Genomic DNA, 23,647 nt, shown 5'->3' on the forward strand with positions numbered 1-23,647 from the left:
GTCATCCGAGTGCCGCCGAGAGCCGGACGAGACGCGCGAGGGTCTCGTCCTTGCCGAGGATCGCCATGGACTCGAAGAGGGGCGGCGAGACACGACGCCCGGAGAGGGCGACACGCAACGGGCCGAAGGCGACACGCGGTTTGAGGCCCAGTGCCTCCACAAGCGCGCCCCGCAGCGCGGCCTCGATGGCCCCGTGCGTCCACTCCGCCTCGGGAACCGGCTCCAGGGCACCGATTGAGGCGGCGAGCACTTCGCCCGCGTTGGCGGGCAGCGAGGCGCGGGCGTCGTCCTCAATCGTCACGGAGGCGGCATCGGCGAACAAGAAGCCGAGCATCCCGGGGGTCTCGCCGAGCAGTTGCACGCGCTCCTGGACGAGCGGTGCGGCCTCGGCGAGCACCGCGCGCTGGGTTTCGGCGATCGGCTCGGTCAGCACGCCCGCGGCGACAAGGTATGGGATGGTCCGCTCCGCGAAGTCGCCGGCCTCCAGCAAGCGGAGGTGATCGCCGTTGATCGACTCCGCTTTCTTCTGGTCGAAGCGTGCCGGGTTCGGGTTGACATCCTCGACATCGAAAGCCGCGACCATCTCGTCGATCGAGAACACGTCGCGGTCATGGCTGAGCGACCAGCCGAGCAGCGCCAGGTAGTTGACGAGCCCCTCCGGGACGAACCCGCGGTCGCGGTGGTGGAAGAGGTTCGACTCCGGATCGCGTTTGGAGAGCTTCTTGTTCCCCTCGCCCGTGACATACGGCAGATGCCCGAAGCGCGGGACGAAGGTGGTCACGCCCGCCTCGATGAGCGCGTGGTAGAGCGCGATCTGCCGCGGGGTCGAAGAGAGCAGATCCTCTCCGCGGAGCACATGGGTGACGCCCATGAGCGCGTCGTCCACCGGATTCACGAAGGTGTAGAGGGGCTGCCCGTTCGGCCGCACAACGACGAAGTCGCTGAACGAACCGGCGGGGAAGGTGATCTCCCCGCGCACGAGGTCCTCGAAGCCGAGGTCCCCGTCCGGCACGCGCAAGCGCAGCGCCGGCTCGCGCCCCTCAGCGCGGTGAGCGGCCTTCTGGGCGGCAGTGAGATCGCGCTCGAAGTTATCGTAGCCGAGCTTCGGGTCGCGGCCGAGCGCGACATTGCGCGCCTCGATCTCCTCGCCCGTCGCGAAGCTCTCGTAGATGTGGCCGCTCGCCGTCAGTTTCTCGATCAGCTCGCGGTAGATGCTGGAGCGCTGCGACTGCCGGTAGGGCGCGTGCGGGCCGCCGACCTCGATCCCCTCATCCCAGTCGAGTCGCAGCCAGCGCAGCGCCTCGATGATCTGGCCGTAGCTCTCCTCGCTGTCGCGCGCCGCATCCGTGTCCTCGATGCGGAAGAGGAACTTGCCGCCGGTGTGCCGGGCGTACGCCCAGTTGAACAGGGCGGTGCGGATCAGGCCGACGTGGGGCGTGCCGGTGGGCGACGGGCAGAACCGGACGCGGACATCCGCTCCGGTCGCGGTGGAGGAGGGGTGCAGAGTGTCAGACATACCTCGCCAATCCTATCGGCGCGGCGGATTACTTGGCCGCCCGCACCGGGTTCACGAGCGAGCCGACGCCGGACACCTCGACCTCGACGGTGTCGCCCGCGTGCAGCTGCCCGACCCCGGACGGTGTGCCGGTGAGGATGACATCCCCCGGCAGCAGCGTGAACACGCTCGAAGCGTAGGCGACGATCGACGGGATGCCATGCACCATCTCCGAGATGCGAGCCTCCTGCCTCAGTTCACCGTTGACGCGCGTACGCAGGGACGCCTCCGGATCGAGCTCGGTCTCGATGACCGGCCCGAGCGGACAGAAGGTGTCGAAGCCCTTGGCACGCGTCCACTGGCCGTCTCTCTGCTGCAGGTCGCGAGCCGTCACGTCGTTCGCGACGGTGTAGCCGAAGATATGGCTGGCGGCGTCCTCCTCGGCGACATTCCGGGCGATCTTGCCGATCACGACCGCCAGCTCGCCCTCGTAGTCGACGCGCTCGGACTGCGGCGGAAGGAAGATAGCGTCGCCCAACCCGATCACAGCCGTGTTCGGCTTGAGGAACAGCAGCGGCTCGCTCGGCGCCTCGGCTCCCATCTCGGCCGCGTGCTCGCGGTAGTTCTTGCCCACCGCGACCACTTTGGAGCGCGGGATGACCGGCGCCAGCAGTGAACCGACCTTCCCGAGCGGCACGCGTTCGCCGGTCGTGTCGAAACCCGCGAACATCGGGTCGCCGGCGAGGACGACGATCGCGTCCTCGTCCACGATGCCGTAGTCGATGGATGCGGTGGTCTGGTCGGTGCGGGTGTGGCTGAACCGTGCGATCTTCACGCGTTCGAGCCTAGCGTCGCGACGATCCGGGCGAGGGCCGGGGTCGGAAAGCCGTGCCGCGCCCCGGCTCGGAGCAGTGCCCCACCGATGGCGTCGAGTTCGCTGGGCCGGGCGGCCGCAAGGTCCTCCTGCAGCGAAGTCCGCATACCGCCGGGCACGCTGTGCAGCGCACCCACGAGGTCGTGCGCGGAGGCCGGGACGCCCTCGGCTGCCGAGCAGGCCACGATCTCCGCGATCACCGCCTCCGTCAGCTCCTGGTCCTCGGTCAGGGCTGGACCGGCGGGCTGGCGCCAGAAGGAGGTGAGCAGCGCGAGCGCGGCGAGCAGACGGAATTTCCGCCACAGCACCTCGGCCTCGGTGCCGCCGGCACGCACTTTCGGGCCGGCGGCGGCGAGCGCCATCACCGCTGCGAAACCTCCGGCCTCCTCCGCGACCTCGACGGTCGCGAAAGGGCTGCGGTGGTCGATGACGGTCCGCGACACTCGCAGCGCCGACACCGCGATCGAGGCGGCGGTGACACGCACCCCCGGCAGCGCCTCCCGGATCAGCTCCCGGTGCTCGACCCCGTTGAGGAACGACACCACCTCCGCCGGACGGGCGGCCGCGATCACGGGCAGCACGTCCGCGAGCCCGTAAGCCTTGGTCGCGAGGATCACGCTCGCTCCCTCCGGCACCTCGGTCGCCGCCGCGACCCGTTCGACGCCGCTGCCGAAGGTCGCGCTGCGCAGCGCGATCCCCTCGTCGCGGATGGCCGCGACCATCTCGGGCCTCCCCACCGCCACCACCTCGTGACCGGCCCGGCTCAGCCGCCAGGCGAACAGCCCGCCGACGGCGCCGGGGCCGACGACAGCGAACACGTTCTCGCTCATGCCCCGATGGTAGTTAGTTCCCGCTCGTCGCGGTCGAGGCCGCCCATCCAGGATCGGAGGCGGAAAAGGAGGTGGGTTCTAACAGTGGTCGCAACACCGGCTAGTTTCGGGAGTTGTTATGACACTTGTAAGGACGTCGCAGAAGATGACCGGGCCGGCACCGATGTCGGCCGAGCGTGCATGATATATCGAGTTGTGGCGGCAGGGAATGAACACCTCCGAGATCTGCCGGATGCTCGGGATTCGCCGCAAGCTGGGCAACAACTGGCGGAACGGGTGGAAACATCGCGACCTGGTCACGGGCAAAGTGCGTTACTATCCGCCGATCGATGAGGTTCCGGTGGTGACGACAGTCTCGGCCCGGTTCTTATCGGAGGACGAGCGGGTAACGCGACAGACGCAAAGCACCCCGCGTGATCGCCCGGCGCAGGATCCGATTCAACGCTGCGCTCACGATCCATGACCGTCCGTTCGCGCCCACGGACCGCAGCGTCCCCGGAGCCTGGGAAGGCGACCTCATCATGGGGCTCGGCAACCGTTCGGCGATTGCCACACTCGTCGAGCGAACGACCCGGTTCACTCTCCTGTTGCCTGTTGACGCTGTCAACAGATCCGAGAGCCTCCGCGATCAGCTCGTCCCTGCTCTCGCGGCGCTCCCGCCCGAACTACGCCGCTCAATCACCTGGGACCAGGGCTGGGAAATGGCGAGACATGAAGAGATCAGCCGCGCAACAGGAACGAGAATCTACTCCTGCGACCCGCACTCGCCCTGGCAGCGCGGCAGCAACGAGAACACGAATCGGCTCTTGCGGGACTACTTCCCCAAACGCACCGACCTCAGAACACACACCCCGAAAGAGCTCGCCCTCGTCGCCGCCGAACTCAACAACCGACCCCGCAAAATCCTCGGCTGGAAGACCCCGAACACCCTCTTCAAGTGTTGCGACCACTGTTAGAACCCACCCGCGCTATGCACCCTGAGAGTTGGTTCAGGTTCGCCGTCTCCGCGGAACGTCTCGCGCTCTTCGCTCGGGAGCTGATCGCAGGCTGCCACCAGCTCCCACACGACGCACGAACAGAGCCGTCAGACCGGGGAAAGGCCCGACATCTTTCCCGTCTGGCCTTCCGGTCAAACCGGGGCGGATGCCTCTACCCATCCGCGCAGCCGACTCCCATGCTGACGACCGCGAACCCCTGGCCGGGATCGAAGAGCGCAAGTCTCCACCAGGATCGGGACGCTTCAGCGAGAGAGATTCATCGGCTCGTGCCGGCACTCCGGCACCGACAGGAGTCTTCGCAGAAAAGGAAAAAAATTCTCAATTTAAGGGTGTGTGTTCTATGGTTCTCAGACTGGGCAAGCTGCCTTCGAAGGAAATCTCTTTTAAATTCAGAGACTATGCGGCTGCTCTCCCGGCTCCTCCGACGAGAGCAGGCCATCAGGAGTTGTCCGATTCGAACATGTTCGCAAACGACAGATTGTCGGACTGTGTTTGTGCGGGCGCCGCCCACGAGACGCTGTTATGGAATCGTGAAGGCGGAAGAAGGGTTGAGGTCACTGATGAACAGGTGATCAGCATGTACTCAGACATAACCGGCTACAACCCAAAAGACCCGAGCACGGATCAAGGAACCGTAATGGCCGATGCTGCCTCTTGGCGAAGAAAAAAGGGTTTGGAAGATGGTACGGGGAAGCGGCATAAAATTGCCGCCTACACCTCGATATCGCCTTCAAATCAAATGGAGCATATGCAGTCTATTTGGCTTTTTTCTGCTATTGGGATCGGCTTCGAGATTCCACGTTCAGCGATGGTTCAGTTCGAAAAGGAAGAGCCATGGGAAGTCGTTCAAGGAGCCTCGTCGGAGACCCTCGGCGGACACTACTTTACCGCCGTTGGCTATGACGCTAGATATCTTTACGTGATAACCTGGGGACGCATTCAGAAGATGTCCTGGAGTTTTCTTCAAAAATATAATGACGAGTCCTTCGCTTACCTGTCAAAAGAGTTTCTTGACAAGAAAGAAAAGAGCCCTGAAGGTTTTGATCTCGATTCCCTCAAACTGGATCTTTCGCGTTTGAAGAATTAGCCAACGTCCCCTGCACCCCGCTGGCGACGACACCAGCACCCGCTTCGTGAGCCCGTTCGACACCCCGTCCGGGCCCACGAAATCGAGACCCTGTTCCTTCGCTTGCTTCAGCAGTCGCTCCGCGAGCCGCTCTCAGACACTCTCTCCACGCTGTCAGTGCGCTCAGGAGGCGAACGGCTCGAACACCGCCCGGTACTCCGGCATGATCCGCGCCCGCACGCGCGTTCCCTCTTCCGCGTACTCGGTCGAGAGCACCCGCCCCCGCTCGTGCAGCGCCGAGATGAGGTCGCCGCGGTCGTAGGGAACGATCAGCTCCACCTCGACCGACGGGTCTGGCAGCACCCGGGCGATCGCCGCGAGCACCTCGTCCACGCCCTCACCTGTGCGCGCCGAGGCGAAGATCGCTCCGGGCTCCAGGCCGCGCAGCACCAGCCGCTCGTCCTCCGGGACGAGGTCCGCCTTGTTGAAGACGACGATCTCGGGGATGTCCCGGGCGCCGACCTCGCCGATCACATCCCGCACGGTCGCGATCTGCGAGGCGGGGTCGGGATGCGACCCGTCCACCACATGCACGATCACGTCCGAGTCGGCGACTTCCTCCAGCGTCGAACGGAACGCCTCGACCAGCTGGTGAGGCAGGTTCCGGACGAAACCGACGGTGTCGGCGAGTGTGTACAGCCGGCCGTCGGCGGTGACCGAGCGCCGGACCGTCGCGTCCAGCGTCGCGAACAGCGCGTTCTCGACCAGCACGCCGGCCTTCGTCACGCGGTTCAGCAGGCTGGATTTGCCGGCGTTCGTGTAACCGGCGATGGCGACGGACGGCACCGCGTTGCGGTTGCGGTTGGCGCGCTTCGCCTCACGGGCCGGTTTGAAACCCGCGATCTGCTTGCGCAGCTTGGCCATCCGCGAGTGGATGCGACGCCGGTCCAGCTCGATCTTCGTCTCGCCCGGACCGCGCGAGCCCATGCCCGCCCCGGCCCCGCCGACCTGCCCACCGGCCTGCCGGGACATCGACTCGCCCCAGCCTCGCAGCCGCGGGAGCAGGTACTCGAGCTGGGCGAGCTCGACCTGCGCCTTGCCCTCGCGGCTCTTCGCGTGCTGGCTGAAGATGTCCAGGATGACGGCCGTCCGGTCGATGACCTTGACCTTCACCACGTCCTCCAGCGCACGCCGCTGGCTCGGGGCCAGTTCGGTGTCCGCGATCACGGTGTCCGCGCCGAGCGCCGAGACGACACCCGCCAGCTCCTCAGCCTTGCCCCTCCCGAGATAGGTGCTCGGGTCGGGATGCGGTCGCCGCTGGAGAAGACCGTCCAGCACCGCGGCGCCGGCCGTCTCGGCGAGCGCGGCGAGCTCGCGCAGCGAGTTCTCCGCGTCCTGCTGGGACCCCTGGGAGTACACGCCGATCAGCACCACGTTCTCCAGCCGGAGCTGGCGGTACTCGACCTCCGTCACGTCCTCGAGCTCGGTGGAGAGGCCGGACACACGGCGCAGAGCCGCGCGCTCCTCCCGGTCGAGCTGCTCGCCGTCGTCGAGGTGACCATCGGCGCCGGTGGTCTGCAGAGCCTGCGCCCCCGCTCCGAAGAGCGTCATCGACGCCCGGTTCTCCTGGGTAGCGAGAACCCGCGCGACCACGTCGTCGGCGCTCTGTTCTTCGATGTTCGTTCGTTCCGTCATATGCTTTTCTCTCTTCCGAGCAGCTCCAGTTTGCCAGGAGCCTGTCGTCCTGTACGGTCCTCTTATGGCTTCCGGAGATCACTACTTTTCCCCGGCGCCCGGGAGCGAAACGAATCTGCGGCCGTTCACGGCGCGCCTGGCGGGCCAGACGTACGAATTGGTGACGGCCAGCGGGATCTTCAGCCCCGAGCGCATCGACACGGGTACCCGAGTGCTCCTCGACCACGTCCCCCCTGCCCCGCCCAGCGGTCAGTTCCTCGACCTCGGCTGGGGCCCCTCGCTCTCACACTGGCTCTCGAATCCCCTCATGCGACCGTCTGGGCGGTCGACGTCAACACCCGAGCCCTGGATGTGGTGCGCCGGAATGCAGAGAAGCTCGGTCTAAAGAATGTTAACCCCGTAACCCCCGATGGTGTTCCCGACGGCCTCGAATTCACGACGATCTGGTCGAATCCGCCCATCCGGGTGGGCAAGAACGAACTCCACACCATCCTGAAGCGGTGGCTCCCCTGCCTCGAACCCGGATCGAACGCCTGGCTGGTCGTGCAGCGCAACCTCGGCAGCGACTCCCTGCATCGCTGGATCGAGGGGGCACTGCCCGAACTCACCACCTCCCGCGCGGCCATCTCCAAGGGGTACGGGTGCTCCGCGCCCGTCGCCCGTCCTGACCCCGCACCGCGCCGTCCCGGGAGGGTCAGGCGAGCTCGAGAGTGCCGGTGTAGACGAGTTCGGCGGGACCGGAGAGGGCGACGTGCTCGCCGTCCTCGGTCGGGAACATGCGCACGCCGACGGTGCCGCCGGGCACATCGACCCGCCACTGATCGGGGGCGTTCGCGCCGGCCCAATAGCGCACCGCGAGGGCTGCGGCCGCGGCTCCCGTGCCGCAGGAGAGCGTCTCACCGCTGCCGCGCTCGTGGACTCGCATCCGGATGCGGCCGACACCGTCTCTCACCAGCGGCTCGTGAGGCACCACGAACTCGACGTTCGCGCCGTCCTGCGGCGCCGGCTCCAGGTGCGGGATGTACGTGAGGTCGGCCGACTCCAGTTCGGACTCATCGGCCAGGGCGACGACGACGTGCGGGTTCCCCAGGTCGATCCCGAGACCCGGACGCGCGACCGGGAGCTCTTTGGCCCGCACCAGCGGCTCGCCGCCGGCCAGCCGCCACCGGCCGAGGTCCACCTGGAAGCCGCTGAGGGTGCGCTGCACATCGCGCACGCCGCTGCGGGTCCCGATCGGGAGCGTGTCGCCGTCCGCGAGCTGCGCCAGCCTCGACTCGATCAGGTAGCGGACGTACACCCGGATACCGTTCCCACACATCTCGGCCGCCGAACCGTCGGCGTTGTAGTAGTCCATGAACCACTCGGCCGCCTCGTCGTCCGCCAGCGCCTCCGCCCCCTCGGGCAGGCGCTTGGAGCGGACGGCGCGGATCACACCGTCGGCGCCGACGCCGAAATGCCGATCGCAGATCTCCGCGATCTGCGCGGCCGAGAGCGGCAAGGTGCCGTCCGGGTCCGAGTACAGCACGAAGTCGTTCCCGGTCCCCTGACCCTTGGTGAAATGGAGCGTCGCCATCCTCACAGCCTAGCGAGCGCCGCGACGACCAGCTGCGGGTCGTCGTGATCCAGCCAGTGGATGCCCGGGTAGCGCTTGAACCAGCTGAGCTGCCGCCGGGCGTAGCGGCGCGTCAGCCGCTGCGTCTGCGCCTGGGCCTCGGAGCGCGTCAGCTCGCCCGACAGCTCGGCCAGCGCCTGAGCGTAGCCGATCGCCCGCCGCGCGGTGACGCCGCGCTCGATGCCGAGCGGGATCAATCCCTCGACCTCGGCGAGCAGGCCGTCCGCCCACATCCGCTCGACGCGGGCGTCCAGACGCTGCACGAGCTGCTCCCGCGGTGCGGCGAGCCCCAGGACGCGCACCGGGACCCAGGGCTTCGGCTCCTCCGGCAGGGCGCCGCTCACGGCGGCTCCCGTGAGCTCGGCGACTTCCAGGGCGCGCACGATCCGCCGCCCGTTGCTCGAGCCGATGCGCTTCGCCGTTTCCGGGGCGCGGACCAGGAGACGCTGGAACAGCGTCCCCGGGCCGTTCGCCGCCAATTCGGCCTCCAGCCGCGCCCGCAGCGCCGTGTCGGTGCCCGGGAAGCGGAAATCGAACACCACGCTCGAGACGTACAGCCCCGAACCGCCGACCAGGATCGGCGTCGATCCGCGCTCTCGGATCTCCTGCACGATCCGTCGCGCTTCCGGCTGGTAGCGCGCGACCGCCGCCTCGTCGGTGACGTCGAGCACATCGAACAGGTGGTGCGGGAGGCCGCGCCACTCCCACGGCGGCAGCTTGGCCGTGCCGATGTCCATCCCGCGATACAACTGCATCGCATCGGCATTGACGATCTCGGCGGCACGGCCCCGGGCGCGGAGGGCCTCGGCGAGGTTCAGCGACAGCTCCGTCTTTCCGGTACCCGTGGGGCCGACGATCGCGACGAGCGGCGGAAGGCCGTCTTCGGCGCTCAGCGCTGCCCGTCCGTGGGGTCGTAGAGCGGCATCGTCCCGACTCCGGGCGAGGTGAGCGGTTCCCGCGTGCGCAGCGTGGGCAGCCCGAGCGAGACCCGGCCTACCGCGTCCGCGCCGACGCTGGGGCTCGGGACCGCGCAGGACTCGGCCTCGGCCCGATCCCACGCGTCACCGGCTCGCGTGCGACGGACCCGCAACGGTCCGCCCGCCGCATCGGCGATGAGGTAGTGCGGCGCAGCCTGCGTGACGCGGACCAGCGCCACATCCCCCGGCCGCGGGACCTCGGAGCCAGCGGGAAGCTCGAAGTGGACGAGCCGGCTGTCACGGGCGCGCCCGGAGAGACGCCTCGTGTCGGCGTCCTTGCGCCCCTCGCCAGTGGCGACGAGCAGTTCGACATCGCGCCCGACGAGTTTCTCGTTCTCTTCCAGGGAGATGCGCTCCTGCAGGGCGATCAGGCGATCGTAGCGCTCCTGAACGACCTCTTTGGGCACCTGCCCGGCCATCGTGGCCGCGGGCGTGCCCGGACGGATCGAGTACTGGAACGTGAACGCAGACGCGAACCGGGCCGCCTCCACGACGCGCAGCGTCTGAAGAAAGTCTTCCTCGGTCTCGCCGGGGAAGCCCACGATGATGTCAGTGCTGATCGCGGCGCCGGGCAGCTTCGCGCGCACGCGGTCCAGGATGCCGAGAAATTTCTCCGACCGGTACGAGCGCCGCATGGAACGGAGGATGCGGTCCGACCCGGACTGCAACGGCATGTGCAGCTGGGGCATCACATTCGGCGTCTCCGCCATCGCGTCGATCACATCCTCCGTGAATGCCGCCGGATGCGGACTCGTGAACCGGATCCGTTCCAGCCTCTCGATCTGCCCGGCGGCCCGGAGCAGCTTGCTGAACGCCTGCCGGTCGCCGAATTCCACTCCGTAGGAGTTGACGTTCTGCCCGAGCAGTGTGACCTCGATCGCCCCGTCGTCCACAAGAGCCTGGACCTCCGCCAGGATGTCACCCGGGCGCCGGTCTTTCTCCTTGCCGCGCAGCGCGGGCACAATGCAGAACGTGCAGGTGTTGTTGCAGCCGACGGAGATGGACACCCAGCCCGAGAAGGACGAGTCCCGTTTCGTGGGAAGCGTGGAGGGGAAAGTCTCCAGCGCTTCCAGGATCTCGATCTCGGCGGCGTCGTTGTGCCGGGCGCGTTCGAGCAGACGGGGCAGCGCGCCCATGTTGTGCGTGCCGAACACCACATCAACCCAGGGAGCCTTCTCCAGGATGACGTTCTTGTCCTTCTGGGCGAGGCAGCCGCCGACCGCGATCTGCATACCCGCGTGCCGCCGCTTCACACTGGCGAGGTGCCCCAGGTTCCCGTACAGCTTGTTGTCCGCATTCTCGCGCACGGCACAGGTGTTGATGACGACGATGTCGGCTTCTTCTCCGTTCGCGGGGACATAGCCCGCCGCCTCCAGCGACCCGCTGAGCCGCTCGGAATCGTGAATGTTCATCTGGCAGCCGAACGTGCGCACCTCGTAGGTGCGCGCCCGGCTGTCTTCCCCGACCGCGGCCTCAGACCGCGGGATGACGCTGTGGTGATCGATGATGCTCATGATGCGCACAAGTCTACGTTCGCCACCGACACCGCCGCACCCGCGCTCACGGCCGCACCCGGAAGCCGCGCCCGGCTACTGGAATCGCACCCCGCGATGCGTGCGGCTCGCGAATGCCGCATCCATCGCCTGCCGTGCCGTCCCGGAGTCATACCCTTTCCGCGCGAGGAACCCGTGCAAGCGCCGTCGCACCGTCTCGTCGTCGTAGGAGGACAGCTGCCCGATGCGCTTCACCGCGAGTTCGGTGGCGCGCTCTAGGTGTGTTTCTCAGGGACGTTGGTCAATCTGCTGATGGGTGGCTGGCTGCCGATGGCGGTGTGGGGCCTGTGGTGATTGTAGGAGTGCAGCCAGGCCGGGAGTGCGTTGCGGCGGGCTGATTCGGAGTTGTAGTGCCGGGCGTATGCCCAGCCGTCGGCGAGGGTGCGGTGGAAGCGTTCGATCTTGCCGTTCGTCTGCGGATGGTAGGGCCGGGTGCGTTTCGGTTGGATGCTGAGCTCGGCGCAAGCGTCGCGCCAGGCGTATGAGCGGTATGCGGAGCCGTTGTCGGAGAGCACCTGTTCGACGGTGACGCCACGGCTGGCGAACCAGCCGACCGCTCGACGCAGAACAGCGATTGCAGTGGCGGCGGTTTCGTCGTCGTGGATCTCGGCGTAAGCGACACGGGAGTGATCGTCGATGACGGTATGAACGAACGCTGTGCCGGTGATCATGTCGCCGGTGATCCCGTGTTTCCCGGTCCGCTTCGCGGTGATGGCCTTGTTCCGCTCTCCCTGGAGACGTCCGACGTAGCGCCAGCCGCCACCGTCGGGGATGTTGCCGAGTTTCTTGATGTCGACGTGGATCATCGATCCGGGATGCTCGTGCTCGTAGCGGCGGGCGGGTTCGCCGGTGCGGACGTCGACGTGGCTGGGCCGATTGATCCGGCACCGGGAGAGGACCGTGTGAACGGTCGAGGCGGGCATGCCGAGCTGGGCGCCGATACCGACTGGTCCCAGCCGCTTCTTCCACCGCAGATGCACGACCTTGCGGACCAGTCTTCGCGGGGTCTTGTTCGGGCTGTGATGCGGCCGTGACGAACGGTCCAGCATTCCCGCCTCGCCCATCTCCACGTAACGACGAGCCCATCGGTCCGCGGTGCGTCAGGACACTCGGAAGTAGGTCGCCGCCGCAGCAACGGACCAGCCGTCGTCGACGACTTGGCGGGCCAGGCGGAGGCATTCGCGAGGAGTCAAAGCAGCATTAGCGTGGGTCACGAGGACCTCCTAAGTCATCGAGTGCAGGGAAACTAGACAGCCCCACTCTCGACCGGGAGGTCCTCACCCATCTATCGCGTCACACCTCAACCAACGTCCCTGAGCAGCACATCAACTCGTCCTCATCGGCGATGTCGCCGAGGGCCAGCTCGATCAGCTCCGGGTCGATATGCCGCCGCTTGAGGTCCTGCTCGATAGCCGACTTCCCGCGACCTTTCCGGCTGTGCTGAGCGAAGGCGAGCGTCGCTGCGAGCGATGCGTCGTCGATCACCCCCATCGCCTCGAGCCGGTCCAGCTCCGGGCCGTAGACCTCGGACGCGATCTCGCGCGTGGTGAGCAGCTGTTCCAGTTCCCATCGCGACATCCCCCGCCGGGCCAGCTGCCGGATCGTGAGTCCCGTCACCGCGCGGCCGAGCCGTTCGTCCTGTTCGCCGGAGACGTCCTCGCGAGCCGGAGCCGCCACGGGTGGCTCCTCCGCCCCGGTGTCGTTCCGCAGCGCGCCGCCCTGCGCCGGAACAGCCTGCGTCGAAACGCCCTGCGCCCGAGGCAACTCGGCCACCGGGCGAACGGTTCGCGGCACAGCGACGTTCCCGCCCTGCCCGACAGATCGCGTCACTTCAGGCTCATCGGGGGCGAGGCTCGACGGTTCCGACGCCCGCGAGGATGGCCTGTTCCGCGGCGACCCCGGCCTCCTGCGCAAAGGGGTCACTGCGGGGAGGCGTTCAACGCCCGGCTCCGGCTCGCCCTGGTCGGACTGCGATGGAAACCTCACGACCATGATGACCTCCTCGTATCGGTCGCCCGAGGGCTCAGGCTCCCTTGCGGGCCGGCAGCTTCTCTTCCAGAGAGCCGGCCGCAGCGGTCGGTTCGGTGGCGGCGTTCGGATCGGCCACGATACCGAGCTTGATCTTGATCTTGTTCTCGATCTCCGCGGCGATGTCCGGGTTGGCGATGAGGAAGTTGCGCGAGTTCTCCTTGCCCTGGCCCAGCTGGTCGCCCTCGTAGGTGTACCAGGCGCCGGACTTCTTGACGAGCCCGTGGTCCACGCCGAAATCGAGGAGGCTGCCCTCGCGGGAGATGCCGACACCGTAGAGGATGTCGAATTCCGCCTGTTTGAAGGGCGGTGCCATCTTGTTCTTGACGACCTTGACGCGGGTGCGGTTGCCGACCGCGTCGGTGCCGTCTTTGAGAGTCTCGATGCGGCGGATGTCGAGCCGGACCGAGGCGTAGAACTTGAGCGCCTTTCCACCGGCTGTGGTCTCCGGGCTGCCGAAGAACACTCCCACTTTCTCGCGGAGCTGGTTGATGAAGATCATCGTGGTGTTCGTCTGGCTGAGCGCACCGGTGAGCTTACGGAGCGCCTGCGACATGAGACGGGCCTGCAGACCGACATGCGCGTCGCCCATCTCGCCCTCGATCTCGGCACGGGGGACGAGCGCGGCGACGGAGTCGATGACGATCAGGTCGATCGAGCCGGAACGCACCAGCATGTCCGCGATCTCCAGCGCTTGCTCACCGGCGTCTGGCTGGGAGACCAGCAGCGCGTCGATGTCGACGCCAAGCTTGCGGGCGTAGTCCGGGTCGAGCGCATGCTCCGCGTCGATGAAGGCCGCGATGCCACCCGCGCGTTGCGCGTTGGCGATCGCGTGCAGGGTCAGGGTGGTCTTACCCGACGACTCCGGGCCATAGATCTCGACGATGCGGCCGCGCGGAAGACCGCCGATGCCGAGCGCCACGTCCAGAGCGATCGACCCGGTCGGGACGACCTCGACGGGAGCGCGCTCGTCGCTGCCCAGTCGCATGACCGAGCCTTTTCCGAACTGACGGTCGATCTGCGCGAGCGCGGTCTCGAGCGCCTTCTCGCGGTCTGCGGGTGATGGCATGTGCGGTTCTCCTTCTGGACTTCGCTGACGAGTTCGACTGTACGGGGGACGTCCGACACGCGGAGCGCGGACCTCATTCTGTGGACAACTCGTTTTCGATAGCCGCCTGTGAGGAATTCTAATCAGTTCCGAACATACCTTCGAGAGATCTCCTCCGGCGTGTCGCGTTCAGCGCTTCGGCGCCGGCTTCCCCGCGCCGTGCCAGCGCGACGGAGGGACGCCCGTTTCGCGGCACAGGGCCATCCACACATCGCGCGGCGCGACGCCCGCCGCGATCGCCTCGCCGGCCGTGCGTCCGCCCACTTCGCCGAGCACGAGATCGGTCAGCAGGGCCTCACCGTAGGTCGAGCCGAACTCGTCCGCCACGGCGCGCTGGAACTCGCTGAGCTTCATGCGTCCATTCTCCCGCCAACACAGAAGAACGCCCCGCACGCGGCGGGGCGTTCAGCTCTGCTCTCGCGATCAGCGTACGACGAGGTTCGCGTCCAGAGCGGAGACGAACTCGTCCGGGACCGTGTCGGGGATGACCGGTTCGAGGCCCTCGAGGACCGCGATGCGATCTCCGACCTCGCGCATGATGACCGACACCGGAGTCTCCAGCGCGTCGGCGACAGAAGCGAGGATCTCGCTCGAAGCTTCTTTCTGGCCGCGCTCGACCTCGCTGAGGTAGCCGAGGGCGACACTCGCCCTGCTGGCGACCTGGCGAAGGGTGCGGCCTTTCTGCAGGCGGAAGTCCCTGAGCACGTCGCCGATTTCCTGACGTACAAGAATCATTCGGAGCCTCCTTCTTCATACCCTGCCGGCGAATCGATGGATGCTCACGATACCGCATCCGCGACACTCACGATATCGGCGACGACTGGGCTTTTGTTGTGAATGCACAGGGGTGTAACGAGACCGAAACAGTGGGTATTCCCCCGTCAGACAGGGGCGCCGCCGGGCTGAATGCCGAGTTCCGCAGCGAGTTCCTCGATGACACGGGAGACCGTCTGTGCGCGGACCCCGGCGCGATCTGCGTCGAGCATCAGCTCCACCGCGCGCGTGCCCCGGACGGTCGAGACGCCCACGAACACCGTTCCCACCGCTCGGCCTCCCTGAGGGTCCGGACCGGCCACTCCGGTCGTCGCGACGCCGAGGTCGGCGGGCCGGCCGTCGACGGCGAGACGCTCGCGAACCCCGGCCGCAAGCTGCCGGGCCACGTCGGGATGCACCGGCCCTTCGGCCGCAAGGAGATCAGCGTCGACGCCGAGGAGCGTGTGCTTCAGCGCGGTCGCGTACACGACGACGCCTCCGATCACAGCCGCGGACGCGCCGGGCACCCGGGTGAGCTCGAACGTCACTCCCCCACCGGTCAGCGACTCCGCCACCGCGACCGTCAGCCCGCGTTCCAGGAGGGTGCGGACCACCGCCGTCGTCCGCTCGGGAACGCCGTCAGGCTGCGGCACGCTTCTCCACCCGCCCGCGATAGGCCTGCCAGAGATAGTCGAATCCCGTGACGACGGTCAGGATGACCGCAGCGGTCATCAGCATGCCGTTGACCCAGAACATCCCGTCCCCGAACACGGTCCAGAGCGGGAAGAGGGCGGACGAGATGGCGACGGACTGCACGATGGTCTTAATCTTGCCGCCGCGCGAGGCCGCGATCACACCCTGCCGGATCACGACGAACCGGTAGACCGTGATGCCGATCTCCCGGAGGAGGATCACGATGGTGACCCACCATGGCAGCTCCCCCAGGACGGACAGCGCGATGAGTGCGCCGCCGGTGAGCACTTTGTCCGCGATCGGGTCGAGCAGTTTTCCGAGATCGGTGACCAGGTTGTTGCGGCGCGCGATCGCTCCGTCGACTCCGTCCGTCGCGATCGCGATCACGAACAGAACGGCAGCGGCCCAGCGGAGCGGGCCATCGCGGCCGGCGTCCGCGAGCAACATCCACACGAAAAGAGGCGCGAGCAGGATGCGGACGATCGTGAGGACATTGGGCAGGTTCCAATTGCTCACCCGTCTCGTGTCTCCCGCTGCGGCCGATGGCGTGTCCGGAACCGACATCACGGTCTCACTCTCTGCCGGTCAGCTGCCAGGCGTCCTCGCCCGAACCGCCGTCCACTTCCGGGTAGCCTTCGGTCATGGCCGCGACCGGATCGGCATCGTAGCGATCCTCGCCCTCGTTCGCTAGCGCGGGGGCGGACGTTCCGCTTCCACCACCCGGACCCAGCGGCTCCCCGCCGCGCAATCGCGCGAGGACCTGCGGCAGCTGTTCGGGGGTGACGAGCACATCGCGCGCCTTCGACCCCTCGGACGGGCCGACGATCTCGCGGGACTCCAGGAGATCCATGAGACGGCCGGCTTTGGCGAAGCCGACGCGCAACTTCCGCTGGAGCATGGAGGTCGAGCCGAACTGCGACGACACCACCAGCTCCGCCGCCGCGAGCAGCAGTTCGAGATCGTCGCCGATGTCCGCGTCGATCTGCTTCTTCTCGGCCCCGGCGGTCACATCCTGGCGGTACTCCGGGCGAGCCTGACGGGTGACATGGGTGACCACCTTCTGGATCTCGTCCTCGTTGACCCAGGCGCCCTGCACCCGGAGCGCTTTGGATGCCCCCATCGGCAGGAACAGCCCATCGCCCTGGCCGATCAGCTTGTCGGCACCGGGCTGATCCAGGATGACGCGCGAGTCGGTGACGCTCGTCACGGCGAAAGCGAGCCGGGAGGGGACATTGGCTTTGATCAGGCCGGTCACGACATCCACGGAGGGCCGCTGCGTCGCGAGCACCAGATGGATGCCGGACGCCCGCGCCAGCTGGGTGATGCGCACGATCGAGTCCTCGACATCGCGGGGAGCGACCATCATCAGGTCCGCCAGTTCGTCCACGACCACGAGCAGGTAGGGGTAGGGCTTGAGCTTCCGCTCGCTCCCCTCGGGCAGCACGATCTCGTTGTTCACGACCGCTTTGTTGAAGTCGTCGATGTGGCGGAAACCGAAACTGGCCAGGTCGTCGTAGCGCATGTCCATCTCTTTGACGACCCATTGCAGCGCTTCGGCCGCTTTCTTGGGGTTCGTGATGATGGGTGTGATGAGATGGGGCACGCCGCCGTAGATCGTCAGCTCGACGCGCTTCGGGTCGATCAGCACCATGCGGACATCGGAGGGCTTCGCACGCATCAGCAGACTCGTGATCATCGAGTTCACGAAACTGGACTTGCCGGAGCCGGTCGAGCCGGCCACGAGCAGGTGTGGCATCTTGGCCAGGTTCGCGACGACGAAACCGCCGCCGACATCCTTGCCGACCCCGATCGTCATGGGGTGCGTACTCTTCGTCGCCGCGGGCGAGCGGAGCACGTCGCCGAGGGACACGATCTCCCGGTCGCTGTTCGGGATCTCGACACCGATGGCGCTTTTGCCCGGGATGGGCGAGAGGATGCGGACCTCGTTGCTCGCGACGGCGTAAGAAAGGTTCTTGCTGAGCGCGGTGACCCGCTCGACCTTCACCCCCGGACCGAGCTCGATCTCATACTGCGTGACGGTCGGACCGCGCGAGTAGCCGGTCACCTTCGCGTCCACTCCGAACTGCGTGAGCACCTCGGTGATCGCCGCGACGATCTCCTCGTTCGCGGTGGAACGGACTTTGGCGGGCGTCCCCGCGGAGAGCATGGACGCCGCCGGCAGGCTGTAGGGCGCGGCCGGTCCCGTGTCCGCGGCGAGAGCGGCCGACTCATCGTAGCCGTCGGCGCCGGCCTGGAATCCCGGAAGCACCGCCGGCGCGCTGCCGGCCCCCATGCCTTCGGCACCGGCCGCTGCGGTCGGCGGCTCCTCGCCGGTGAAGCGCGCGATCGCGTCCTCCGCGTTCGTCAGCTCGCTCAGCACCTCAGTGTTGTAATGGTCGCTCGCAGGGTCGGGCTCGAGCGCTGTGGCGAACTCGCCCTTGCCGCGCACCGGCTCGCCGAACACCTCGGCCAGATCGGCCGGCCGCTCGTAGTCGGGGTCTTCTTCGCGCTGGGACTTGTTGCGCCGCCACCAGGGGAGGTTGGTCTCCGGAGAGGTGTCTTCGTCGCCGTCCATGCCGTCGAGTTCGATCTGCCGGGTCTTCTGCTCTTTGGCTTCCTGGCGCTCCTCCTCGGTCGCCAGTTGCGCACCGAAAAGGTACGAGTAGAGCTCGCGGACACGTGCGGGCAGCTTGTTCGGCGGCGTCTTCGTGATGATGAAGAGGCTGAGAACAAGGAGCAGGACGATCACCGCTGCCGCACCATACGGCGTGAGCAGCAGGTACAGCGGTGCGGCGATGAGCCACCCCAGAACACCGCCGGCCTGCGCGAGCGCCGGCATCCCCTGGCTCGGGGACGGATGGGGGCTGAACAGGTGGCACAGCCCGGACACCATCAGCAGCAGCAGGCCGAGACCGATCCCGATGCGGGTGTTGTCGTGGACAGACGCGGGATGCCGAAACAACCAGAACGCGAAGAGCACCATGACGACGGGGAGCGCGAACGCGACCCGGCCGACGAGACCGCCGAACGTCCACGCGTCGAGCGCGCGCGCGACCTGATCGTTGATGAGGAACCACTCGACGACGGCGCCGGCCACCGCCAGCAGCACGAGGAAGAAGGGGAAGCCGTCACGGCGCTCTTCCTTGGCCAGCTTCTCGGGGCCGAGGGCGCGGAACGCGGCGCCGGTGAGGTGCGCCATCCCCATCCAGGCGCGGGCCAGGGGGCTCGACGCGTCCGCTGCGGCCGGGTAGGCGACCGTCTTCTGAGCAGCGGCCTTCGCGGCCGGCTTGCGCGCGCTCGAGCCATCGCGCCGGGAGTTCCGGGATCGCGATGTCGATTTGGTGCTCGTAGCCATGCTGCAACGCTACTCGCACCCCCGTCTTCGCGGAGTTCCCGCGCCTGGATCGGGGAAAATCCACGACAGGCGATGTGCTATGGAGGAAGAGCGGACAGGGTGGAGGATCGTGGCGGCCGCGGCATCGTGCGCGTCTTCGGCGGCAGCCGATATCGCCGAGCCGCATCCCCTCTGCGATGGGGCCCGGGCCAGCGGTCCTCGGGGATGCTGGCGGGTCCGCGGGAGTGCGGAGACCTCGCCCGCAACGGCCCGTTCACCGCCTCGACCGTCCCTGGCGTGAGCCGGCGATGCCTGGAGCACACTGCATTGCGCTACAGGCGTGTTCTCACGCCTCGATCACGAGGGGCACGATCATCGGCCGGCGGCGGTAGCTGGTGTTGACCCAGCGGCCGACGGTGCGCCGGACGATCTGCGACAGGGCGCGGGAGTCACGGACTCCGTTCTGCGCCGCTTCGGCGAGTGCCGCCGCGATCTTCGGCTTGACGACGTCGAAGACGATGTCGTCCTCCGCGAAGCCCCGGGCGTGGATCTCAGGGCCGGTGACGATCCTTCCGCTGCCGGCCTCCACGACCACGATGATCGAGATGAACCCCTCCTCGCCGAGGATGCGGCGGTCCTTGAGGTCGGCGTCGGTGATCTCGCCGACGCTCGAGCCGTCCACGTAGACGAAGCCGAGGTCGAGCTGGCCCACCACGCGGGCGACGCCGTCGCGCAGATCGACCACCGAACCGTCCTCCGCGAGGATGGTATTCTCCTCCGGGACGCCGGTGTCCGTCGCGAGCCGGGCGTTCGCGACCAGGTGGCGATACTCGCCGTGTACGGGCATGACGTTCTTGGGCTTCAGGATATTGAAGCAGTAGAGCAGCTCGCCCGCAGCCGCGTGGCCGGAAACATGCACTTTCGCGTTGCCTTTGTGAACGACAGTGGCGCCGAGCTTCGTGAGCCCGTCGATGACGCGGTAAACGGCGTTCTCGTTGCCGGGGATGAGGCTGGAAGCGAGGACGACCGTGTCGCCCTGACCCACCTCGATCTGGTGGTCGAGGTTGGCCATCCGGGCGAGAACGGCCATCGGTTCGCCCTGGGAACCGGTGGACATGTAGACGATCTTGTCGTCCGGCAGGTCTGCGGCCTTCTTGTAGTCGATCAGCACGCCCTCCGGCACCTGGAGGTAGCCGAGTTCGGAGGCGATGGTCATGTTGCGGACCATCGAGCGGCCCAGCAGGGCAACGCGGCGACCGTTCGCAGCAGCGGCGTACAGGACCTGCTGCACCCGGTGGACATGGCTTGAGAAGCTCGCGACGATCACCCGGCGCGGAGCGCGCGCGATGACGGCGTCGAGCACCGGGCCGATCGAGCGCTCCAGCGGAGTGAACCCCGGGACATCGGCATTGGTCGAGTCGACCAGGAAGAGGTCGACGCCGCGCTCGCCCAGGCGCGCGAAAGCGCGCAGGTCGGTGATACGGTCGTCCAGCGGCAGCTGATCCATCTTGAAGTCGCCCGTGTGCAGCACGGTACCGGCCGGGGTGGTGATGGCCACGGCGAGCGCGTCCGGGATGGAGTGGTTGACCGCGACGAACTCGAGGTCGAACGGCCCCAGCTGCTCGTGCTGGCCCTCGGCCACGGTGAGCGTGTAGGGCTTGATGCGGTGTTCCTTGAGCTTCGCCTCCACCAGCGCGAGGGTCAGGCCGGAGCCGATGAGCGGGATGTCCGCCCGGAGCTTCAGCAGATAGGGCACGGCTCCGATGTGGTCTTCGTGGCCGTGCGTCAGCACGACGCCGAGCACGTCGTCCAGCCGATCGCGGACCGGCGCGAAGTCCGGCAGGATGAGGTCGACGCCGGGCTGATCCGGCTCGGGGAACAGAACGCCGCAGTCGACGATGAGGAGTTTGCCCTCATACTCGAAGACGGTCATGTTCCGGCCGATCTCACCGAGGCCGCCCGTGGGGACGATCCGAAGCGTTCCCGGTTCCAGAGCGGGAGGTTCGGTCACGAAAGTGGGCATCTGCCCCTCCAATACGAAAGTTGTCCGGGCGTGTACCCGGGATTGCTGTGCCGCTCCGAGCGGCTTTACTACCGTGTGGTCCCGGCGACCTTCGGCAGCGCTCCGCCCGCGGCTGCGTTGCGGTCGGGCCGGAAGTTCGAGAAGTCGACGCCGGGGATGTCTTTCAGGAGGTCGAGCTCGTCTTCGATCTGCGCGGCCTCCCACTCCTCCGGGCCCACCAGCGGCAGGCGTACGCGGGGGCTGGAGATGCGGCCGAGGCCGTGCAGGATGTACTTGGCCGCGACGGTGCCGGGGACGTGGGTCATCACGGCGCGGACCAGGGGCTCGAGCTTCTGGTGCGCAGCCGTGGCAGTGGCGAGGTCGCCCGCGTTGATCGCGTCCACGATCTGGCGGTACGGCGTCGTGGCGATGTTCGCTGTGACGCCGATGAGACCGGTCGCGCCGATCGCGAGCTGCGGGAGCACGTTGGCATCGTCGCCGGAGAAGTACATCAGGTCGGTCTGGTTGAGCACGTGGCTGACCTCGCTGAAGTCGCCCTTCGCGTCTTTGATGGCGAGCACATTGGGGTGCTTGGCGATGCGCAGGATGGTCTCGTACGTGATGGGGATGCCGGTGCGCCCCGGGATATCGTACAGGATGACCGGAAGGTCCGTCGAGTCCGCGATCATGCGGAAGTGGGTCAGGATGCCGGCTTGAGTCGGCTTGTTGTAATACGGCGTGACGACCATGACGCCGTCGGCTCCGGCCTTCTCGCTCTGGCGGTAGAGCTGGATCGCGTGCGCGGTCTCGTTGGAGCCGCCGCCGGTGATGATCTTGGCTCGGCCGGAGGAGACGGACTTGCCGACCTCGACGAGACGCAGTTTCTCCGGGTCGGTCAGCGTCGAGGTCTCACCCGTCGTCCCCGTCACCACGATGCCGTCCGCCCCGGCGGTGATCACGTCGTCGATGTGCTTCTCCACGCCGGCCCAGTCGACCTCGCCGTCGGCGGTGAAGGGCGTGACCAGGGCGACGAGGACCTGCCCGAAGGGATTCGCGGAGGGAGGAGCCATGCGGTCCAGGCTATCGGGTCCGGCGAGCACGCCGCTGCCTCGCCGGTGGATCGGCGGAGAACCCGCGTGTCCCGCCGGCCGGTGGAGGGGCGCGATTCCGCCTCCCGATCGCCCAAACCGAGAATCCCCCGAACGCGGGACGGACCCGACGGACGCCGCCAGTAGTCTGGTCGCGGACCGTGCGCGAACGACACGGTCAGGACAGGAGGCCACATGCCCGTCACCAGCACATCCACCACTGTCTGGAGCGGCGATCTCATGAAGGGATCGGGCACCGTCACGCTCGACTCCTCGAACGCCGCCTCCCTCTCGGTCAACTGGAAGGCCCGCTCCCAGGGCGGCGCCGAAACGACGACGCCGGAGGAACTGCTGGGCGCCGCCCACGCGGCGTGCTTCTCGATGGCGCTCTCGCACGCGCTCGCCGGATTCGGCACGGCGGCCGAGAGCGTGAAGACCACCGCTGCGGTCACGTTCGACCCCGCGGAGGGGATCACCGGCAGCCGCCTCACGGTCGTCGCGACGGTGCCCGGCATCTCCGGGGAGGACTTCCACCGCATCGCGGAGGAGGCCAAGAGCAGCTGCCCGGTCTCCCGGGCTCTCGTCGGCATCCCCATCACGCTCGACGCCAGCCTGGCCTGAGCGGCGGGTCCGAAGAAGGGATGGCCGGAATGCGGGTGCTCGTCGCCGGAGGGTCCGGACTGATCGGCAGTGAACTGCGACGGCAGCTCGTCGACGCGGGGCACGAGGTGCTGCGCCTCGTCCGGCACGAGCCGGAAGAGGCGGACGACTTCCACTGGTCGCCGGAGACGCGGATGATCGACGTGGCGTTGATGGACCGCGCCGACGCCGTGGTCAACCTCTCCGGCGCCTCCCTGAACCGGCTGCCCTGGACAGCGGCGCACAAACGCCGCATCCGGAGCTCCCGGCTGGACGCGACCACGACCCTGACCGACGCGATGCGCCAAGCGGCGAACCCACCGGCGGTGTTCGTCAGCGCCTCAGCGGTGGGTTTCTACGGCGACCAGCCGGGAAAGACGCTGACCGAAGAGTCGGCCAAGGGCACAGGGTTCCTCTCCGATGTCGTCGAAGCCTGGGAGGCGGCGGCACACCTGGCTCCCGAACGCACGCGGGTGGTCACCGCCCGGACCGGCGTCGTGATCGGCCCGGGCGGCGCGATGGCCCCGCTGCTGCCGATGGCGAGACTCGGCCTCCTCGGACCTATCGCGGGCGGCGGCCAGAACTGGCCGTGGGTGAGCCTGCGCGACGAGGCGGCCGCTCTGGTCCACCTGCTCACCTCCGAGCTGACAGGTCCGGTCAATCTGGTCGGCCCGACCCCGGCGACCGCAGGCACCGTGCTCCGTGCGCTCGCCGCCGCCGTCCACCGCCCGTACCGGCTTCCGCTGCCGGAGTTCGCCGTGAAGGCCGCGCTGGGCGAAGCGGGACGCGAGTTGCTGCTCGCCAGTCAGCGCGTCGTCCCCAAGCGGCTGCTGGCGGACGGCTTCGCGTTCCGGGACGAGACCGTGGCCGAGGCCATGACAGAACTCGTCGCGGCGAGATGA

The 23,647-nt window shown here is 67.6% G+C and carries 21 protein-coding genes and 3 pseudogenes; 6 read left to right on the top strand and 18 right to left on the bottom strand.

All coding sequences use genetic code 11. The features are described from left to right. Position 1 precedes the first annotated feature (1 nt). The 3 genes from gltX to O159_RS08365 are packed head-to-tail and all read right to left on the bottom strand — an operon-like array spanning position 2 to position 3,199. Positions 2–1,516 carry a glutamate--tRNA ligase gene (gene gltX, locus O159_RS08355; RefSeq protein WP_021755348.1) on the bottom strand — a complete coding sequence of 505 codons (1,515 nt, stop codon included), beginning with the start codon at positions 1,514–1,516 and terminating at the stop codon, positions 2–4. A gap of 28 nt (positions 1,517–1,544) precedes the next feature. Beyond that, on the bottom strand, positions 1,545–2,330 hold the full coding sequence (locus O159_RS08360) for a fumarylacetoacetate hydrolase family protein (RefSeq protein ID WP_021755349.1): 786 nt from the start codon (positions 2,328–2,330) through the stop codon (positions 1,545–1,547). After that, positions 2,327–3,199: a ketopantoate reductase family protein gene (locus O159_RS08365; RefSeq protein WP_021755350.1), complete on the bottom strand. Its 873-nt coding sequence runs from the start codon at positions 3,197–3,199 to the stop codon at positions 2,327–2,329. The genes O159_RS08360 and O159_RS08365 overlap by 4 nt, the downstream gene beginning before the upstream one ends. A 208-nt stretch (positions 3,200–3,407) precedes the next feature. Between O159_RS08365 and O159_RS15245 the strand changes: the two genes are divergently transcribed. The 3 genes and pseudogenes from O159_RS15245 (at position 3,408) to O159_RS14555 (ending at position 5,284) form a co-directional block, all read left to right on the top strand. Then, positions 3,408–3,662, top strand: coding sequence for a hypothetical protein (locus O159_RS15245; protein WP_201766212.1), 255 nt, complete (start codon positions 3,408–3,410; stop codon positions 3,660–3,662). Then, positions 3,589–4,155, top strand: a pseudogene (locus O159_RS15250) (IS30 family transposase); the annotation flags it as partial. The gene O159_RS15245 and the pseudogene O159_RS15250, both read left to right, overlap by 74 nt. A 187-nt stretch (positions 4,156–4,342) precedes the next feature. Then, on the top strand, positions 4,343–5,284 hold the full coding sequence (locus O159_RS14555; protein ID WP_144267620.1) for a hypothetical protein: 942 nt from the start codon (positions 4,343–4,345) through the stop codon (positions 5,282–5,284). Positions 5,285–5,446: 162 nt separating this feature from the next. Here the strand turns inward: O159_RS14555 and hflX are convergent, their stop codons facing one another. After that, a complete protein-coding gene (gene hflX, locus O159_RS08375) occupies positions 5,447–6,958 on the bottom strand; it encodes a GTPase HflX (RefSeq protein ID WP_021755352.1) in 1,512 nt (503 codons plus the stop codon). A gap of 64 nt (positions 6,959–7,022) precedes the next feature. Here hflX and O159_RS08380 point away from each other — a divergent pair. After that, positions 7,023–7,597: pseudogene (locus O159_RS08380) on the top strand (class I SAM-dependent methyltransferase); the annotation flags it as partial. 55 nt (positions 7,598–7,652) lie between these two features. On the opposite strand, the gene dapF reads toward O159_RS08380, so the two are convergent. The 14 genes and pseudogenes from dapF to dapA all read right to left on the bottom strand — a co-directional run bounded on the left by dapF (position 7,653) and on the right by dapA (position 22,088). Then, a complete protein-coding gene (dapF, locus tag O159_RS08385; protein ID WP_043993656.1) occupies positions 7,653–8,531 on the bottom strand; it encodes a diaminopimelate epimerase in 879 nt (292 codons plus the stop codon). A gap of 2 nt (positions 8,532–8,533) precedes the next feature. Further along, the gene (gene miaA, locus O159_RS08390; protein WP_043994178.1) at positions 8,534–9,463 is read right to left on the bottom strand and encodes a tRNA (adenosine(37)-N6)-dimethylallyltransferase MiaA; all 930 of its coding nucleotides are present in this window, start codon (positions 9,461–9,463) and stop codon (positions 8,534–8,536) included. Then, complete coding sequence (gene miaB / locus O159_RS08395) at positions 9,460–11,061, bottom strand: tRNA (N6-isopentenyl adenosine(37)-C2)-methylthiotransferase MiaB (protein WP_043994179.1); 1,602 nt, start codon at positions 11,059–11,061, stop codon at positions 9,460–9,462. Before miaB ends, miaA begins: the two co-directional genes overlap by 4 nt. Positions 11,062–11,136: 75 nt before the next feature. Continuing rightward, positions 11,137–11,295, bottom strand: coding sequence for a regulatory protein RecX (locus O159_RS14080; protein WP_081689852.1), 159 nt, complete (start codon positions 11,293–11,295; stop codon positions 11,137–11,139). 20 nt (positions 11,296–11,315) lie between these two features. Beyond that, a pseudogene (locus O159_RS08400) lies at positions 11,316–12,314 on the bottom strand (IS481 family transposase). Between the two features lie 79 nt (positions 12,315–12,393). Next, positions 12,394–12,930, bottom strand: coding sequence for a regulatory protein RecX (locus tag O159_RS15810; protein WP_021755357.1), 537 nt, complete (start codon positions 12,928–12,930; stop codon positions 12,394–12,396). A 193-nt stretch (positions 12,931–13,123) separates the two neighbouring features. Further along, positions 13,124–14,197 (bottom strand): recombinase RecA, encoded by a 1,074-nt coding sequence (gene recA / locus O159_RS08410; RefSeq protein WP_021755358.1) that lies wholly within the window; start codon positions 14,195–14,197, stop codon positions 13,124–13,126. Between the two features lie 168 nt (positions 14,198–14,365). After that, the gene (locus O159_RS08415; RefSeq protein WP_021755360.1) at positions 14,366–14,590 is read right to left on the bottom strand and encodes a DUF3046 domain-containing protein; all 225 of its coding nucleotides are present in this window, start codon (positions 14,588–14,590) and stop codon (positions 14,366–14,368) included. 69 nt (positions 14,591–14,659) lie between these two features. Beyond that, positions 14,660–14,971 (bottom strand): helix-turn-helix domain-containing protein, encoded by a 312-nt coding sequence (locus O159_RS08420; protein ID WP_021755361.1) that lies wholly within the window; start codon positions 14,969–14,971, stop codon positions 14,660–14,662. Between the two features lie 146 nt (positions 14,972–15,117). Next, entirely contained in the window at positions 15,118–15,642 is a 525-nt protein-coding gene (locus O159_RS08425) for a CinA family protein (RefSeq protein WP_021755362.1), read from the bottom strand. Further along, positions 15,629–16,246 carry a CDP-diacylglycerol--glycerol-3-phosphate 3-phosphatidyltransferase gene (pgsA, locus tag O159_RS08430; protein ID WP_043993658.1) on the bottom strand — a complete coding sequence of 206 codons (618 nt, stop codon included), beginning with the start codon at positions 16,244–16,246 and terminating at the stop codon, positions 15,629–15,631. The genes O159_RS08425 and pgsA overlap by 14 nt, the downstream gene beginning before the upstream one ends. Before the next feature lie 7 nt (positions 16,247–16,253). After that, entirely contained in the window at positions 16,254–19,037 is a 2,784-nt protein-coding gene (locus O159_RS08435) for a DNA translocase FtsK (protein ID WP_021755364.1), read from the bottom strand. A gap of 325 nt (positions 19,038–19,362) precedes the next feature. Continuing rightward, positions 19,363–21,039, bottom strand: coding sequence for a ribonuclease J (locus O159_RS08440; protein ID WP_021755365.1), 1,677 nt, complete (start codon positions 21,037–21,039; stop codon positions 19,363–19,365). A 68-nt stretch (positions 21,040–21,107) separates the two neighbouring features. Next, positions 21,108–22,088, bottom strand: a complete 981-nt coding sequence (dapA, locus tag O159_RS08445) for a 4-hydroxy-tetrahydrodipicolinate synthase (protein WP_043994182.1) — start codon at positions 22,086–22,088, stop codon at positions 21,108–21,110. Positions 22,089–22,301: 213 nt separating this feature from the next. Here dapA and O159_RS08450 point away from each other — a divergent pair, with 213 nt between their 5' ends. After that, positions 22,302–22,727, top strand: coding sequence for an OsmC family peroxiredoxin (locus tag O159_RS08450; protein ID WP_021755367.1), 426 nt, complete (start codon positions 22,302–22,304; stop codon positions 22,725–22,727). A 20-nt stretch (positions 22,728–22,747) separates the two neighbouring features. Then, positions 22,748–23,647: a TIGR01777 family oxidoreductase gene (locus tag O159_RS08455; RefSeq protein WP_021755368.1), complete on the top strand. Its 900-nt coding sequence runs from the start codon at positions 22,748–22,750 to the stop codon at positions 23,645–23,647.

It is taken from the genome of Leifsonia xyli subsp. cynodontis DSM 46306, from assembly GCF_000470775.1.
GTDB classification, from domain to species: Bacteria; Actinomycetota; Actinomycetes; order Actinomycetales; family Microbacteriaceae; genus Leifsonia; species Leifsonia cynodontis.